Annotated in this window: 12 protein-coding genes; 6 read left to right on the top strand and 6 right to left on the bottom strand. The window is 37.3% G+C overall.

The genetic code is table 11. The annotated features are described in order from the left end of the window. The first annotated feature begins 214 nt into the window (after window positions 1-214). The 6 genes from J7R10_RS02550 to J7R10_RS02525 all read left to right on the top strand — a co-directional run bounded on the left by J7R10_RS02550 (window position 215) and on the right by J7R10_RS02525 (window position 9,613). On the top strand, window positions 215-1,726 hold the full coding sequence (locus J7R10_RS02550) for a Do family serine endopeptidase (protein WP_010704969.1): 1,512 nt from the start codon (window positions 215-217) through the stop codon (window positions 1,724-1,726). 83 nt (window positions 1,727-1,809) lie between these two features. After that, window positions 1,810-2,496 (top strand): response regulator transcription factor, encoded by a 687-nt coding sequence (locus J7R10_RS02545; protein WP_010704970.1) that lies wholly within the window; start codon window positions 1,810-1,812, stop codon window positions 2,494-2,496. Continuing rightward, entirely contained in the window at window positions 2,493-3,875 is a 1,383-nt protein-coding gene (locus J7R10_RS02540; RefSeq protein WP_010704971.1) for a sensor histidine kinase, read from the top strand. The genes J7R10_RS02545 and J7R10_RS02540 overlap by 4 nt, the downstream gene beginning before the upstream one ends. A 96-nt stretch (window positions 3,876-3,971) precedes the next feature. Further along, window positions 3,972-6,896 (top strand): bifunctional [glutamine synthetase] adenylyltransferase/[glutamine synthetase]-adenylyl-L-tyrosine phosphorylase, encoded by a 2,925-nt coding sequence (locus tag J7R10_RS02535; RefSeq protein WP_010704972.1) that lies wholly within the window; start codon window positions 3,972-3,974, stop codon window positions 6,894-6,896. A 918-nt stretch (window positions 6,897-7,814) separates the two neighbouring features. After that, the gene (locus tag J7R10_RS02530; protein ID WP_010704973.1) at window positions 7,815-8,648 is read left to right on the top strand and encodes an outer membrane protein; all 834 of its coding nucleotides are present in this window, start codon (window positions 7,815-7,817) and stop codon (window positions 8,646-8,648) included. Window positions 8,649-9,079: 431 nt separating this feature from the next. Beyond that, the gene (locus J7R10_RS02525) at window positions 9,080-9,613 is read left to right on the top strand and encodes a methylated-DNA--[protein]-cysteine S-methyltransferase (protein WP_010704974.1); all 534 of its coding nucleotides are present in this window, start codon (window positions 9,080-9,082) and stop codon (window positions 9,611-9,613) included. On the opposite strand, the gene J7R10_RS02520 is transcribed toward J7R10_RS02525, so the two are convergent. From J7R10_RS02520 to J7R10_RS02495, 6 genes are all read right to left on the bottom strand, one after another. Beyond that, the gene (locus tag J7R10_RS02520) at window positions 9,600-11,921 is read right to left on the bottom strand and encodes an ATP-binding protein (RefSeq protein ID WP_010704975.1); all 2,322 of its coding nucleotides are present in this window, start codon (window positions 11,919-11,921) and stop codon (window positions 9,600-9,602) included. The genes J7R10_RS02525 and J7R10_RS02520 overlap by 14 nt on opposite strands. Before the next feature lie 285 nt (window positions 11,922-12,206). Then, window positions 12,207-14,834 carry an aminopeptidase N gene (gene pepN, locus J7R10_RS02515; RefSeq protein WP_010704976.1) on the bottom strand — a complete coding sequence of 876 codons (2,628 nt, stop codon included), beginning with the start codon at window positions 14,832-14,834 and terminating at the stop codon, window positions 12,207-12,209. A gap of 101 nt (window positions 14,835-14,935) precedes the next feature. Beyond that, entirely contained in the window at window positions 14,936-15,763 is an 828-nt protein-coding gene (locus tag J7R10_RS02510; protein WP_010704977.1) for a uracil-DNA glycosylase, read from the bottom strand. Between the two features lie 279 nt (window positions 15,764-16,042). After that, window positions 16,043-16,801, bottom strand: coding sequence for a hydroxymethylpyrimidine/phosphomethylpyrimidine kinase (locus J7R10_RS02505; protein WP_010704978.1), 759 nt, complete (start codon window positions 16,799-16,801; stop codon window positions 16,043-16,045). Beyond that, window positions 16,792-17,397 (bottom strand): thiamine phosphate synthase, encoded by a 606-nt coding sequence (locus J7R10_RS02500; RefSeq protein WP_010704979.1) that lies wholly within the window; start codon window positions 17,395-17,397, stop codon window positions 16,792-16,794. Before J7R10_RS02500 ends, J7R10_RS02505 begins: the two co-directional genes overlap by 10 nt. Beyond that, a complete protein-coding gene (locus J7R10_RS02495) occupies window positions 17,394-18,167 on the bottom strand; it encodes a thiazole synthase (protein ID WP_010704980.1) in 774 nt (257 codons plus the stop codon). The genes J7R10_RS02500 and J7R10_RS02495 overlap by 4 nt, the downstream gene beginning before the upstream one ends. Window positions 18,168-18,170: the final 3 nt, after the last annotated feature.

The following is an 18,170-nucleotide window of genomic DNA, read 5'->3' as shown; positions in this document are numbered from 1 at the left end:
ACAGTCGAAAATATCGTTGTGTTAAAAGAGGTGTTGTATAAAGAAAAACTCAAGTGGTTTAAATGAGTCATTCAGCCTTATGGGGGAGTGATGTGTGATTGTGGGCTTAAACCTTACAAAACTTTAATATTTTAGACAGAAAACGGTAAGATCTGCTGTTTTATAAGTGATCACAATCTAGATAAAAATATGATTGAATAGGAGCGTATACCAAATGGTTAAAAAAACTTTCTTTAAAACATTAATCGCAGTCAGTTTTTCCGCTGCGTTGGAAAGTGCACTGTTTTTTAGTGCATGTGGGTCAAGCTTGTGGACGACAACGGCTCATGCCAATTCTGTATTTACTTCATTCATGCAACAGCCGGGATTTGCAGATATTGTTTCTCAAGTAAAACCTGCTGTTGTTTCAGTGCAAGTGAAGAGCAATAAAAAAAAAGACGACTGGTCCTTTAGCAATTTTTTTAGCGGTCCGGGTATCGACCAATTACCAGATCAACATCCGTTAAAAAGATTTTTTAAAGAGTTTTATGATTTGGATAAGCCTAAAAATAAGTTTCCATCACATTCGCACAGACTTCGTCCTATAGCTTTTGGATCGGGCTTTTTTATTTCATCGGATGGTTACATTGTGACCAATAATCATGTGATTTCTGATGGCACCAGTTATTCTGTTGTTCTTGATGATGGTACAGAATTGAATGCTAAGCTCATTGGATCAGATCCACGAACTGATCTTGCAGTTTTGAAAGTGAACGACAAAAGAAAATTTTCCTATGTTGATTTTGGTGATGATACAAAGCTTCGCGTTGGTGATTGGGTTGTTGCTATCGGTAATCCATTTGGCCTTGGTGGCACTGTAACAGCTGGTATTGTTTCGGCGCGTGGACGTGATATTGGCACCGGTGTCTATGATGATTTTATTCAGATTGATGCGGCTGTGAATAGAGGAAATTCTGGTGGTCCAACTTTTGATTTGAATGGGAAGGTTGTTGGAGTTAATACAGCAATTTTTTCTCCTTCTGGAGGAAATGTTGGTATTGCTTTTGCTATTCCGGCAGCGACAGTGAAACAGGTTGTGCAACAACTTATCGAAAAAGGTTCTGTTCAGCGTGGTTGGCTGGGGGTTCAGATTCAGCCCGTAACGAAGGAGATTTCAGACTCGATAGGTTTGAAAGAGGACAAAGGTGCTTTAATCACTGATCCATTAAAAGGACCGGCAGAAAAGGCTGGTATAAAAGCAGGGGATGTCATTATTTCAGTGAATGGTGAGAAAATTAATGATGCTCGTGATTTGGCGAAGCGTATAGCAAATACTAGACCAGGTGAAATAGTGACGTTGGGTGTTTGGAGATCCGGTAAGGAGGAAAATATAAAAGTTAAACTTGCTTCAATGCCTGAAGATGAAGGAAAGAAAGAGGGTTCAAAATATTCAAATAAGCACAATGATGCAGATGAAACATTAGAAGATTATGGTTTGATTGTTGCTCCTTCTGATGATGGTATAGGATTGGTCGTAACTGATGTAGATTCAGATTCAGATGCTGCAGATAAAGGTATACGCCCCGGTGATGTGATTATAACAGTGAATAATAAGTCTGTTAAAAAGATTTCTGATATTACCGATACAATCAAGTATGCTCAAAAGTTAGGGCGAAAAGCGATACTCCTACAAGTGCGAACAAATGGTCAAAATCGTTTTGTTGCTCTTCCAATTTTCAAAAAATAACATTTCGTTTGTGGTAGGGCAGAGGTTTTGTAGATCTCTGTTCTACTACAACACAATGTGATAAAATAACGGAGATACGTTTTATGAGGATACTCGTTATTGAAGATGATCGTGAGACGGGCCGTTATCTCGAAAAAGCTTTTTCGGAGGCGGGACATTCAGTTGTTGTTGCCTATGATGGAGATACTGGATATGCTTTAGCTGATGCGGAAAGTTATGACGTTATGGTTATTGATCGGATGCTTTTGCATCGTGATGGTCTTTCTATTATTTCTGAATTACGTGCTAAAGGCAATGAAACACCTGTTCTCATCCTTTCAGCTTTAGGGCAAGTGAATGATCGTGTAACGGGTTTACGTGCAGGGGGTGATGATTATTTGACAAAACCTTATGCTTTTTCTGAGCTTCTTGCGCGCGTTGAAGTATTGCAGCGGCGGAAAAATCCTAAAGAGGCAGAAACTGTTTATTGCGTAGGCAATCTTGAACTTGATCGGTTAGCACATACAGTAAAACGGGGTAATAGAAATATTATATTGCAACCCAGAGAATTTCGTTTACTTGAATATTTGATGCGCTATGCTGGTCAGGTTGTTACACGCACTATGCTTTTGGAAAATGTTTGGGATTACCATTTTGATCCGCAAACAAATGTCATTGATGTTCATATATCCCGTTTAAGAGCAAAAATTGAAAAAGATTTTGATCTCCCACTTCTCCATACTGTGCGTGGAGCTGGATATATGCTGAAAGCACCAGATAACAAAACATGAATCGCCTGATCAATATAATACGTACGACTGCATTTAGGCTCTCAGCACTTTATATTTTATTATTTGGGTTGGTTGCAACAGGACTTTCGATTTATATGACGGCATTTTCTGCTTTGTTATTAACGGAGCAAACAGAGCAAGCGCTTCATGAGGAGTTAAAGTATATCGAAAATGCTTATAATTATGGTGGGCTTCCTTTATTAATACGTACTATTGATTATCGTTCACGACAACCTGGGGCTTTTCTTTATCTTGTTACTGATCCGATGGGGCGCATTTTAGCAGGCAATGTTGCACGTATTGAATTAGGTCTTTTGAATCATAATGGTTTTATTGCGAATTCTTTTTTATATTCACGTTTTGGAGAACATGGTAAAACAAGTGAACATCGCGCTTTGGCAATTGTTGTTGATTTGCCCAACGCTATGAAGGTTCTTATAGGGCGAGATTTGGATGAACCAGAACGTTTCGCATTGGTTATCCGTAAAGCAGTCATGATTGCTCTTGCAGCGATGCTTGGAGGGGCTTTACTCATATGGTTTTTTGTTGGGAGGCGAGCATTGCAAAGGATTGATCATGTTACAGCTGCCTCTCAACGCTTGATGGATGGTGATTTCAGTGAGCGTTTGCCTGTTTCTGGGGTAGGGGATGAGTTTGATCGATTATCCGCTAATCTTAATGTTATGTTAGACCGCATTGAAGAATTAAATATTGGTTTGCGTCAAGTATCTGACAATATTGCACATGATTTGAAAACACCATTAACACGCCTTAGAAATCGTGCTGAAGAAGCACTTTCTGGGCAAAAGACAAAGCTTGAATATCGTCAAGTACTTGATGGGGTCATTGTTGAATCCGATCAACTTATTCGTACTTTTAATGCTATTTTAATGATTTCACGCATTGAAGCCAGCAGTGCAATTGAGCATCTTGAGGTTATGAATATGAAGCTTATCCTTGAAGATGCCGTTGAACTTTATGAGCCTTTTGCTGAAGAATCAGGTGTTTTGCTTCGGTTGGGGGATACATTTGATAAAGAGCTTAAGTTGAATCGTGAGCTTATTGCGCAATCAATTTTTAATCTTATAGATAATGCAATTAAATATGCCTCGAAGGATGGAAGAGAGGCGAAGGTTTGCTTATCGATGGAATATCGTGATGAACATTTATTGGTTGTTGTGAGCGATAATGGTCCAGGAATTGCAGCGGATAAACGTGAAAAAGTAACAGAACGATTTATTCGCCTTGAAGAAAGTCGTACACAGCCCGGTTTTGGTATTGGTCTAAGTATAGCAAAAGCTGTTATGAAGCTTCATGGCGGTGAGCTTTTACTTGAAAATGCAAATCCAGGGCTTAGAGCTGTTTTATTGTTTCCTTAAAAGTCTTTCTGCTTCATTATTTTAATATCTATGACTATTTTTCCTTACAGTATAATGCAAGAGAAAAAAGGTAAGATACCTTACAAGGAAGAGTAGATGAAAGATGCTTTTTTAAAAACACAATTGCTCCCTTTATGCCCCCTTGATGAGAGCGGTTCTCAATGGTTGAAAGACCTTGAAGAACAAGCAAGGAAAGAAAAGTTAAAATCGCTTGTTTCTTTTTTTTCAAAGAGGGAAAAACAAATTGAATTTATCAGTGCGGTTATGACCTTGTCTCCTTTTTTGCGTGAGGTCTTAATCGCCAATCCATCGTATCTTAGCCCCTTATTGGATGTTGATATAGAAACAAGACTAAGCGAAATTATAGATGATATTGCAGTCATTGATAAGAATGAAGCTATACAGGAAACTTCATTAATGACTGCTTTAAGACGCAAAAAACGAGAAGCACATGTTCTCATTGCTTTAGCTGATTTAAGTGGTGTTTTTACTTATGAAGTTTCATGCGCTTGGTTAACACGTTTGGGAGAAGCTGCATTAAGTGTAGCACTCCGTTTTCTTTTAAGAGAGGAGCACGATCATGGTAAGATAAGTTTGTCAAATCGTGATGATCCTGAAAAAGACTGCGGTTTAATCATTTTAGGAATGGGAAAATTAGGGGCGGGAGAACTTAATTATTCTTCTGATATTGATCTTATTGTTTTCATTGATGAAATGTCACCCCATATTGGTAATCTTTCTGAGAGTGTCGATATATTCTCTAAAATAGTACGCCGCTTGATCCGTATCATTCAAGAACGCACAGTGGAGGGATATGTTTTCCGTCTCGATTTTCGGCTTCGACCAGATCCCAGTTCAACCCCTTTGGCTTTACCAGTAAGGACCGCGTTGCGTTATTACGAGGGACGCGGACAAAATTGGGAACGAGCAGCTATGATTAAAGCACGCCCCGTTGCTGGTGATAAAAAGGCTGGCTTTCATTTTCTGAAAGAGCTTTTTCCTTATGTGTGGCGGAAATATTTAGATTATGCTGCTATTGCTGATATCCATTCGATCAAACGTCAAATTCATGCGTATAAAAATTATGGTCAAATTGCTGCTTATGGACATAATGTAAAATTAGGGCGAGGTGGAATTCGCGAGATTGAGTTTTTTGTCCAGACACAACAGCTCATTGCTGGTGGACGCTTTCCCCAATTACGTGGACGTCAGACAGTTGCAATGTTAGCAGAACTTCACATGCTTGGTTGGATTAGTGAGAAGACCAAAGATAGCCTTATAAAAAGTTATGCTTTTTTACGAAATGTAGAACACCGTATTCAAATGCTTGCAGATGAACAAACGCATCTTCTCCCCCATGATATTTCTCAATTTACCAGTGTTGCCTATTTAATGGGGTATCAAGAAACGAGTAGCTTTATTCGTGATTTATTAAAAACACTTCAGGTCGTTGAAAAACATTATGCTGCGCTGTTTGAGAATGAGCAAGAACTTGGTTTAGAAATTGGCAATTTAGTTTTTACTGGTGAACAAGATGACCCAGAGACATTAATAACATTAAGTCGTTTAGGTTTTGAAAGAGCAAGTGATATTTGTCGTATTATGCGTACACTCCATTGTGGGCGTTATAAAGCAACGCAATCTGCCGAAGCACGTGAGAGATTAACAGAATTGACACCAGCACTTTTGAAAGCTTTTGGCGCAACAAAGCGCGCAGATGAAGCGATGTTGTGTTTTGATAGTTTTTTACAGGGTTTACCTTCAGGAATTCAGCTGTTTAGTTTATTGCAATCTAATCCCTCTCTTTTGGATATGTTGGTGCTTATTATGGGAGCAGCTCCACGTCTTGCAGAAATTATTACACGTAAACCCCATGTTTTTGATGGAATGTTAGATCCAACCATTTTTTCAGAATTACCAACAAAAACTTACCTAGAAAAACGACTTGAATGTTTTTTTGAAGGTGTCACTTCTTATGAAGAAATTCTTGACAATTTAAGAATTTTTGCTGATGAACAGCGCTTTTTGATTGGTATTCGAATTTTAAATGGTGCAATTACGGGAGAAAGAGCAGGTTTTGCATTTACCGCACTTGCTGATCTTATGATTGCAAAAACTTTTGCTGCGGTTCAAAAGGAATTTTTTCGTCTTCATGGCAATATTAAAGGGGGACGTGTTGGTATACTGGGTATGGGGAAGCTTGGGAGTCGTGAATTAACGGCTGGTTCGGATGTTGACCTCATTTTGCTTTATGAGCATGATGAAGATGCAGAAATATCTGATGGAGAAAAGCCTCTCTATATCTCTCAATATTATACGCGTTTGACACAGCGTTTGGTTGCAGCTTTATCTACTCTTACAAGCCAAGGGGTTCTTTATGCCGTTGATTTAAGATTGCGGCCATTAGGCAATAAGGGTCCTGTTGCTGTTTCTTTTCAATTTTTTAAGAAATATTATCGCAAAGAAGCATGGATATGGGAACATCTCGCTTTAACACGGGCACGGGGTATTGCAGGAGATCCTGATTTTTTACAAAAGTTAGAAAATGAAGTTCGTGCAATTATTTCGTTGTCTCATAATAAGAAGGATGTAACAAAAGCAGTATGTGAAATGCGTACTTTGATTGCAAAAGAAAAACCGCCAAAGAATCGATGGGATTTAAAAACGATGCCTGGTGGTATTATGGACTTGGAGTTTATTGCCCAATTTGCTCTTATTACGCATGCAATTGTATTTCAAATTGGAGCAACGACAGCGGATATTTTACTACAATTACCGAACAGTTTTCTTAACCAGTCGCTTGTTTCTGATTTGCATCATGCTTATAGTCTCTATACAAATTTGAGCCAAGTTATACGGCTTTGCTTAAATACTTCTCTCGATACTCATGATATGCCCCCTAGGTTAAGCGATCTTTTGTTAAGGAGCGTTGGCGAACCTGATTTGCTCCGCATTGAAACATTAATTGAGGAAACTGGGCAATCCGTATGTTCAATTTTTACAAAACTGATAAAATATTAAAGTATTTTATAATAATTATGTAATTGTTTTATGTAATGATTAATCTAAAATATAAATATGTTATAACACGATAAGAAATATGTAATTTGCAACTATTGCTTAATGAAAAACAAAATTTTTGTTAAAAATAATTGATATAATAAATTTTTATCTATTTTTCTTCATTTAAAAATGAATAAAGTTGCTATTAAAATTTATTAATAAATATTTTTTTATTTAATATTATTTTTATTGGTAATAGTTATGATTGAATTATTATTACTCTTTGTTTATACATTGCTTTTTCATATTTTATTTAAGTATGGGTTTTAGTGAACAGAGGAGCAAAACTGTTTATGATGGATTTTTTGGCTAAAATAAGTTCATTCTGATTGTTATTGTTCGTGCAGAAAATTCGAGTAAGCTTTTTTGTACCTTTTAATGGATACTTCTTTTTATTCATTTTTCTTAATGTATATCTGTAATATCGCCTCTTATAGAGATCTGTATATCAAACAGATATCTTCATGAACGCGAAAATGAAGATTTTTCAGAAGAAATGGTCTTTTTAGCGCAAAATTTTGGCAAAATCTCACAAATTCTGTAGCTGATTTTTTTAACAGATATATAACAGAAATATATTGAGTAAAGTGAGATAAGATGCTTTCTTTGCTACGTTAGTGAGTCTTACTTTTTAGAAGTTAATATTACGCCTCTTTTTTTATTTGTTTGGGAAATGATAAAAAAAACATGTAGCAAGTAAAAGATTACAGCAATGATTAGGGCAAAAAAATTTCAAAAATTATAACATATTTATTTAAGTTTTTCTAATAGATGTTTTATTTTTTTCATAACTGTATCATTTTTGCTACAGATTTTTTGAAAAAAATAATGAATAATTGATTAATATTGTGTCACATTAGCTTTTAGGGGAGCATTATGACTATTAAATACTTAATCACAACTTCTATTTTTTCTTTAACTTTAGTTTCTGCAGTGCAGGCAGCGGATATTATAGTCCCTGAAAAATCAACACCTGTTATTGCAGTTCCAGCATTTTCATGGACAGGGTTTTACATTGGAGGTCAACTTGGCAATTTTTCCAGTAAGACTGCTTTGAGTTATATAGGAGATGAGGATACAGGAAAATGGATTCCAGTGAGAAAGGATCTTTTGCCTAAACTTTCTGGTTTTGTAGGGGGTATCTATGCGGGTTCCAATGTTGATATCGACAATGGCTTTATCATAGGTATTGATACAGATGTGATTTGGTTTGATAAAAAAAATACGAAAAGTATCAGTTCAAAAGATGTAGAGCTGCCGCAAGAAGGTCACAGTGAAAAAGCACTAGCAGGAACAAGTCGGTCTACAGAGAAGAGCGATGATACTGTCACGACACCTCCTATAACTGTGCAACATACTTTAAAACAAAAATGGGCTGGTGCTACAAGGGCACGAGTGGGTTTTGTTATTGATCGTATGATGCCTTATGTCGCGGGAGGAGTTGCTTATACGCAGCTTCGAAATATTTTTGCAATGCCAGCAGATGCAACAGAGAGGGTAGTAAATCTTTCTGCTTTGGTGCATGATGAAAAAAAGACGATGATTGGTTATACCCTTGGAGGTGGTATTGATTTTGCAATGACCGATAATGTTATTGTGCGTGCGGAATATCGTTACTCAGATTATGGTAAGAAAAAATTCGCACAAGATAAAATTGAAATGAGCTACAAAACGAATGATTTTCGTGTGGGTGTAGCATATAAATTTTAATTTGTTACAAGATTGAATTTTAAAAGAGCCCCATTCAAAAATGGGGCTTTTGTTTTTCAGATATATGAACATCCTCTTTTAAGAGAGCGGTTATCTTATTTAGAGTATCTTTAGAAAATACGCGCTTTTATATTCCTTAAATATTATTATTTTTTTGATTTTTAGCTAAATAAGTTTAGTCTAATATGCTAAAATTGTGCATCTTAGAATGCGTCATCATTTGTCTTTGTTAGAGCTATGAGGGTTTAAGAGTAAAAGATCATTCAGATCGTTATCATTCTCTTTATGCTTTTATAAAATAATTTAAGTGTGATTTTGAATAATCGCTAAGAAAGAGAGATTTAAGATTTTGCCATACTTTATGAGAGTGTAATTAAAAAATTTCTTTCTTTATAATGTTCAAGATTTTTTAAACAATAAAGAGAGTCAAAATGTTGGACATTTCTCAAAAGAGAATATTTTGTATAAAAAATGTTTCAATAGGAGGGCTTTTGGTAGCAAAATCTCAAAAAGGGATTTGTAATATAGTATTGGGAAATACGACAGAACAATTGTTACAAGAATTCACGGGTCGTTTTGGTAATGTAAAACACGTGGATCATGACAATAGGTTTAAGAGAGAAGTTGCACATATTGTAGCCATGATAGAAACGCCTAAATTGGCAAGGAGATATGATTTTTCCTTAGATATAAATGGCACAGTTTTTCAACAGAAAGTATGGAAAGTATTATGCGAAGTGCCATGTGGTAAAACAATTTCATATGAAATATTAGCGCAACGTATTGGTATGCCCCATGCTTTTCGTGCAGTTGCGAATGCATGTGCACGGAATGAATTGGCAGTCATTATTCCTTGCCATCGAGTGGTGCGCAAGGATGGTTTTATCTCTGGATATCGTTGGGGTGTTTGGCGAAAACAGATTTTGCTACAACGGGAACAAAAGGAGGAATTTAACTTTGTTTGATTGGCATTGTAATGGTTACAGTTGTACCTTTCATTTCTTTAGAAATAATTTCAAGTTTTCCTTTGTGTAATTCTAGCAATGAGCGTGAAATAGCTAAACCAAGGCCAGAGCCCGTATGGGTTTTAGTGAGTTGATTTTCAACTTGTTCAAAAGGTTGTCCAAGTTTTTTAATTGCGGATTGGGGAATGCCAACACCTGTGTCTTTAATTTTACAAATAAGATTATTTTTTTTCTTAAAAGCGCAGATATCGATACTCCCTCCAGGAGGTGTGAATTTAACAGCATTAGAGATGAGATTAAGAAAGATCTGTTTTATGGCACGGACATCAACTTCTGCGTGCAATTCTGGGGCAATATTTGTTGTAACAGAAATATTTTTTTCTTGAGCTTGTGGTGTAAGTGTTCGTGCTGCTTCACTGATGATAGGCTCAAGATCGATATTTTTACAATCAAGAGTCAATCTTCCTGCTTCGATTTTTGACATATCAAGGATATCATTAATAAGGGTTAGGAGATGGGTTCCTGAATTGTAAATATCACGCATATATTCTTTATAGCGTTGTGAGCCAAGAGGTCCAAAGGTGGATTGCAACATAATATCTGAAAAGCCGAGAATGGCATTAAGAGGAGTACGCAATTCATGAGACATATTGGCTAAAAATTCTGATTTAGCTTTGTTAGCACTTTCAGCGCGCTCTTTTTCAGCTTTCAGACTTCTATTAAGTTTTTCAACTTCTGTTGCACGTTGTTGAGCATTTCCTCGCGCACGTTTGAGTTCTTGAATGAAAGAAAAAAGGCGCCTTTCACTATCTTCAAATTTTTCTTGTTGTTGTTTAAGTTCAGAAATATCTGTACCAATGCAAACAAGCCCTCCATCTTGAGTGCGTCGTTCATTAATTTTGAGCCAATAACCGTCCGCAGTTTGGCGAATACTGGTTAAGTTACCACTTCCATCGTCTTTGAGGGGATATTCACTCATTGCAGGGCGAGCCATGGCTTCGACAGTTGCACGTTGGATTCCTGATTGTAAGACCTGTTTAGGAATAGCGGCATATTCACAAAACTTGCTGTTGGACATGACTAAACGTCCTTCTGAATCCCATAAGACAAAAGATTCTGAAATATTTTCAATTGCATCGCGGATACGAAGATCGGCTTGCGCTGTTTCTTCTGCGAGTTGGTGCTGTTCACTAATATCGAAGGCAATACCAACCAAATGGGGTTCTTCTTCATCGGTAACTTCAGCACGAATACGCATCCATATATAATGACCATCGGCATGACGCATAGGGACATTAATATCGATATGTTTCTTCTTACCACTTATTAATTCTTGAGCAAGATCAAAAAAATTAGCATCATTTGGATTGATAATGGCGGTAATTTGGGAAATTGACAGTAGTGCATCTTGAGGAATATAACCAAGCATTTCATAGATTGCCCGTGACCAGTAAACGCGTCCACTTGCCATATTCCAATCCCATAGACCACAGCGTCCACGCATCATTGCCATATCAATGCGGTTTTGAGTTTTTTCTGAAATCAAATCTGTATTGCGTGCTCTTATAATTTGATTGTAATAAGCGTAAAGGAGAGCTAAAATAATGCCGCTTGTTCCTATGAACAAGGTCATATTTAACGAGAAAATCTTGCGCCATTCTCTATAGCTATGTTGTGTTTTTTCGCTGATGAAAACACCATAATGTCCATTTTCTGTTTGATGAAAAGAAGCAAGAGCGGGAATATCTTTACCTATTGTGATTTTCATAATTCCAGCGTGTTTTCCCAAAGATTGTAAAGCAATGCTTTCAGGGGTAAAATCCTGTAAAGATTTTCCTAAAATAATCTCGGCATTTGATGCAGCTAGGACATTACCTTTTTGATCAACTATGGCAATGACAGTGCTCGAATTGATAAGGCCTTGATTGCGAAAATCAGTAAGAATATTTTGCAAATGATTATGAGAAAGATTAGAAACTTTGCCTTTTTGCGTAGCGGAAAGTAAATCACGATCAATTGTGTTGGTAATATGAGAAGCTAAAAGAGTGATGGTAGTACGTGTGTTTTTATCAATTGCATGGCGCCAATCGTAGAGTGATATGAAATGAATTGCTGCCAGCACAACAAGAAATGCAAGAATTACAAATGGCAGTGCACGTCGCAGCCAAGGCTCAATAAAAAGAAGTTTTTGATAGGCTGAACGAGAAAAAAGATTGAGACGCTCTTTTTGCGCTTTATGATTTTTTGCGCTCGATTTTGAATCAGCATATGTCTCCGTTGGCGCATGATATGCGTCCAATTCAGCCATTTTTCGTTCCTTTAATGATCGAATAATACATTTAAAAAACTGCTTCGATATTCATAATAACTCCATAAAGTGCAGTGAATCAAAACAGGAGTCTTCTGTCCAGTCTTTTTTTTAGAAAAGAGACTTTTACTTGGATAAGTGTGAAATATGGAAACGAAAAGGAATCTTAACAGGACCTATAAACAGGTTTAAAAAGCCTGCTTATAGGTTCCTTATTATCGCGTAGAGCGTTGAATTTATTTGATAAGAAATATTATAAACTATTGATTATAAATGTTTTTTATTTCAATTGAGAAGACGATTGATGATCTCAGCCACATCACTTGACAATTGCGAAGCTTCTGCAATTGTTTTTAATGCAGTTTCAAATTTTTGTCGCCGAATGGGTTCTAATTGTCGCCAAGAGCGCATTATTGTTAATAACCGTGAAGCAAGCTGTGGATTTTTTTTGTCAATGTCCAAAATAATTTGGCAGAGAAAATGATAGGATGCGCCATCAATTCTATGAAAACCTGTTAGATTGTGAGAAGCAAAGACACCAATCAAAGCTCGTACACGATTGGGATTATCTTGTGAAAAAAGCGGATGTTGCATAAGTTTTTGAACATGATCCAGTGTTGATGCTCCCGCAACCATTGCTTGAATGGAAAACCATTTATCCATGACTAAAGGATCATACCGATAGCGGCTTTCAAAATCATTTAAGGCATTTTGCGCTTGTTCACTTTCGCTAAAGTGTTTCACTAAAATGGTTATACTAGCCATGCGATCCGTCATATTATCCGCTGTTGCATATTGTGTGCTAGCACAGTTTGGTTTGGCTTCGGCGATGGAAAGATAGTCTAGCATAATATTGCGTAATGCTCGTTTTCCAGCTTGTGCAGTATTTGGTGAATAGGGTTCATTGATTTGCATTTGCGCATAAACTGTTGTGAAGAGTTCCTGATGCCTATGTGCGAGTGAAGCTAAAAATTGATTGCGCACATGGTGGATGCGTTCTGGATCAACATTTTTACCGATTATATGGGCAAGTTCAATTTCACTGGGTAAAGTTAAACAAAATGCGCGAAATTCTGGTTCGAGGCTTTCATCATTAAGAATATTTTCAATCAATTTGAGCAAAGTAGAGGGCATCTCCTCTTTTGCTTGTCTTTTATCTTGAATGGCTTCAATCAGAGCGTGGGTCATTAAATGGTTAAATGACTGCCAACGATTAATTTGATTGCTATCATTTTGGGCAAGAAAAATGAGTTCATTTTCATTGAAGGGGGTTTGTAGAGTAATAGGCGCAGAGAAGTCTCTAAGCAGTGATAAAACAGGTTGTTCACTCAGTCCCTTTAATGTGAATGTTTGCTTTTCTTCAGACAAAAGCATAACATCTGATTGAATATCTGCATCAGTCTCATAAGTAAGAGATTTCCCGTTATGTCCTAAGAGCCCAAAAGCAATAGGGATAAGCATAGGCTTTTTTATGTTTTGGTGTGGTGTTTCTGGAATATGTTGTTTTGCATGAATTGTTAGAACACCATCGCTATAATGGTGATCGATTTCTACATTGGGTGTGCCTGCTTGTTCATACCACAGCATGAACTGGGAGAAGTTGAGACCAGAGACTTCGGCGAAACAGGCGATGAAATCTTCAATTATACAAGCTTGTCCATCATGGCGTTGAAAATAAAGATCCATCCCTTTACGAAAGAGAGTAGGACCTAGAATAGTACGCACCATGCGAACGATCTCTGCACCTTTTTCATAAACGGTTGCGGTATAAAAGTTATTGATTTGGCTATATTGACGAGGACGGACAGGATGAGCAAGTGGACCAGAATCCTCAGTAAATTGTGCAGCTTTCAATGTTTTTATATTTTCAATTCGCTGTAAGCTGCGTACATTTTGATCTGAGGAAAATTCTTGATCACGGTAAACAGTTAAGCCTTCTTTTAAACAGAGTTGAAACCAATCACGGCAAGTAATACGATTACCAGTCCAATTGTGAAAATATTCATGAGCAATTATACGTTCGATGTTTCTATAATCGTGATCGGTAGCTGTTTCAGGATCTGCAAGAACATATTTGTCATTAAAGATGTTAAGTCCTTTGTTTTCCATTGCTCCCATGTTAAAGTCAGAAACAGCTACAATATTGAAAACATCAAGGTCATATTCACGACCGAAACATTGTTCGTCCCAACGCATAGAACGTTTAAGGGCATCCATTGCATAGGTTGCACGTTTGGTTTTCCCTTTTTCTACATAGATGCCAAGTTTGACCTGTCGACCAGATGCAGTGGTAAAATGATCTTCTAGCTTATCAAGATTACCACCAACTAAAGCAAAGAGATAGGATGGTTTTGGATAAGGATCTTCCCAAAGAGCAAAATGGCGATTATTTTCAAGCGCTCCTGTCTCGATGAGATTACCATTGGAAAGTAAGATAGGAATTGTTTGAGAATCCGCTTCAATTTTTACCGTATAGGTAGAAAGAATATCTGGGCGATCATAAAAATAAGTAATACGACGGAAACCTTCTGCTTCGCATTGTGTACAATAGACACCATTTGAAAGATAAAGCCCCATGAGTTGACTGTTGCTTTCAGGATTCAGTTCCGTGACCAATTGTAATGTAAAAGGATCCGTTGGTGGAGCCATAATTTCTAAACGTGAAGGGGTAACTTTATAAGCATTTTCAGATAACTTTGTACCATTGAGAGCAATAGAAACGAATGTAAGATCATCACCAGTAAGCACAAGAGGTGTTGCTTCTTTTGTGTTGTGGCGAGGTTCAATAGACAATATTGCTGTAACAGAGGTTTTTGTTGGTGCTAAACGAAAATGAAGGTATGTTTTTGGTATAGTATAAGGCGTTTCTTGATAGTCTTCTAAACGATAAATCGGGGCTGCTGGTTGTTGCATCATTTTTTCCTATTCATATTTTTTAAAGAGTTACGGATTGAAAGAGTCTTTGTCTTTCGAGATAAGGTGGGGATCTTTTGAGATAAGGGGAGATGAGGGCATTACAAAAGATTATCTAAGCGGTTTTTGACTTCTAAAAAATCTATCCACGTAAGCTTCTTTTGACTAGGTGTTCGGAGAAGGTAAGCGGGATGAAAGGTTGGCATAACAGGTATTTTTATATTGTTTTCGCTTTCATAGGTAAACCATTTGCCTCGTGTCCGTATAATTCCATTTTGAGCCCCCGTAAGAAATTGCATAGCAACGCCTCCCAGCGCTATAAGAACACGTGGACGAGCTAAATAAATTTGTCGTTCAATAAAAGGGCGGCATAAGGCAACTTCTCTTAGTGTTGGTGTACGGTTTCCTGGAGGGCGCCAAGGAATAGTGTTGGCGATGTAAACACTCTTTCTTGTTAAGCCAATGGATTCGAGGATCTTATTAAGTAACATTCCCGCTTTTCCCACAAAAGGAATGCCCTGTATATCCTCTTCTCGTCCTGGAGCTTCTCCTATGAGCATGAGTGGACTTCCCGCTGTTCCATCTGAAAAACAGGTGTTTTTCGCTGTTAATTTTAATGAACAACCATTAAACGCGAGGAGGGCAGCTTTTAATTCATCAAGTGTTTTCGCACTTTTTGCACTCTCTATCGCTGAAGATTCACCTTGTATTATCGCAAGGTTAGGAAGTGAATGCTTGGGGACATTGGTGGTTGGGGCTGTTTGTTGATTATGAGAAATCTCTACTGCTTGTGTTGATTTTTTCTCTAAGGAAGCAGCTTGATTAAAGCGGTTAATAGGTGAATCTGTGAGGACAGCATCCGCACCACTTTCTTTATAAAAGTTTAAGAGTTCTTCATATGATATTGAGAGTGGCGTTTGATTTAGCATTTTGTTTTCTCTAATAATCTGTCTTTACAATAGATCAGGTAACATTATCCTTCAAGTTTTATGATGTGTGTGTGTGAGGAATTTATGTATGCAATAATAATAGACTCTTTTCTTGAAAAGAATGGAAAACTGTAAATTTAGGTCATTTGCAGTTGTATACATTTTTTATCATAATTACTTTATTACATACAGATTCATTAATTTTAGAATAACACAATCCATATAAACTACAAAATACAGCAAGAGTATTTAGTCAGATTATGACATAAGCTTAAACTTTTAATGACATTTTTGATTATGATTTAACAGCAATGTGTGAATATATGCTTTTGCCTTTTTTATGGCTTGAGTCATAGATTCATTTAATGCCAAATGTGCTGCAATAGCGCTTGAAAGGATGCAACCTGTTCCACGCATTGTTTCCGTTAAGCGCGGGGTGGAAATATTGATAATTTCAGTTTTATGTATGAAGCTATCAGTTGCTAGAGGCCCCTCTGCATGTCCTCCTTTTATCAAGAGAGAGCGTGGACCAAATGACAGCAATTTTTTTGCTTGTTGTATTGCTTGCTTATCATCAGATGCCAATGGGCTTTGGCTGAGAAGAGCGAGTTCTTCTCTATTTGGTGTGAGAAGATCAACATGAGGGAGAAGTTTATGAATCATCATTTCTGTGATTTCTTCGGTTGTTAAATTTCCTCCTGATGAGGCGATAAGTACAGGATCAAGAATAACAGGAATATGAGGATAGTCTTTGAGTACATTACAGATTGCTATAATAATTTCTTGTGTTCCTGTCATACCGATTTTTATCGCTCTTATTGGATTGGCTTCTAGAGCACTGCGCATTTGTGCGGCAACAAGTTTTTCACTCATTGGAACAATTTCAGCAACGTGATTATCATCTTGTACGTTAACACAGGTGATAGCTAAATTGGCTTTTATTTGAAAATGTGCGGCTGTTTCTATATCGCGAACAATACCAGCTCCTCCTGTTGGATCTGTTCCCGCAACAATAAGAATCGAAGGAATTAACGCCATACTCGTGTCACCTCTATCCATTGTTGGACACGTTGTTCAGGTTTTTTATGGAGGAGAATATCGGTTACAACAGCAGCACTATTGGCACCTGCTTTTAAAACACCAATTGCACGTTCTGGTGTTAAGCCACCGATGCCTACTAAAGGTAAAGCACCAATCCGTTTTCTCCATTGTTTAATTTTGTCTAGTCCTTGTGGACTCCATTTCATTTCTTTTAAGATTGTTGGATAAATAGGACCAAGGGCGATATATTCAGGTTTGGCAGATATTGCGAACTCTAGTTCATGTTCATCATGTGTACTCAGACCAAGTCTTATACCGTTTTTACGGATTGCAGGAAGATCAGCATTGCTTAAGTCTTCTTGTCCAAGATGAATAAAATCGCATTTTTCATCAATTGCTATTGTCCAATGATCATTAATAATTAATTGTGCTCTGAATTTATCGCATATATTTTTTGCGCGCTTAATATGGTGACTAATCGTTTTGGGATTTTCATTTTTCATACGCAATTGTATGAGTTTAACTCCAAGAGGAATCAAACGTTCAACCCAATCAGCATTGTCAACAATGAGGTAAAAAGGATCCAGTTTCATGAAAATACTGCTTTTCCAATGACTGGTGTTGAAGGAACTGCTATATTACGTGCTTCGAGAATTCCTGCTTTATATCCCATATGCCCTGCTTGAACAGCTTTAGAAAATGCTTCAGCCATTAAGACAGGATCACCTGCTTTGGCAACCGCGGTGTTAAGAAGAACTGCATCATAACCAAGCTCCATAGCAATGGCAGCATGCGATGGACGCCCAATGCCGGCGTCAATAACAAGAGTAACATCAGGAAGATAAGCACGGATAGAACGCAATCCATCAGTATGATGAGGACCTTTGGCAGAGCCAATAGGAGCACACCAAGGCATAATGACATGGCATCCAACGTCCAAGAGCTTTTCAGCAACAATGAGATCATCTGTTGTATAGGCAAAAATTTGAAAACCTTCTCTATTTAAGATTTGTGCTGCTTCGATTAAGGAAAAAACATTTGGTTGTAAGGTGTCTGGATTACCAATAATTTCGAGTTTAATCCAAGATGTTTGGAAGAGATCTCGAGCTAAGTGGGCAGTGGTCACAGCTTCTTTAACAGTATAACATCCAGCCGTATTGGGAAGTACTGTGACACCAAGTTCTTTAAGAATTTGCCAAAATTGCCCACCTTGTTTCCCACCTGCTGTTTCACGGCGCAACGATACGGTTACAATTTCTGTATTTGATTTATGAATAGCATCACGAAGGATTGCTGGTGAAGGATATTGCGCTGTACCTAACATAAGACGAGAAGAGAATTTACGTCCGTAAAGATTCAGCATCGT

The sequence above is a fragment of the Bartonella vinsonii subsp. berkhoffii ATCC 51672 genome (genome assembly GCF_902825225.1).
GTDB lineage: Bacteria > Pseudomonadota > Alphaproteobacteria > Rhizobiales > Rhizobiaceae > Bartonella > Bartonella berkhoffii.
This window is presented reverse-complemented; position numbering and strand designations above follow the sequence as displayed.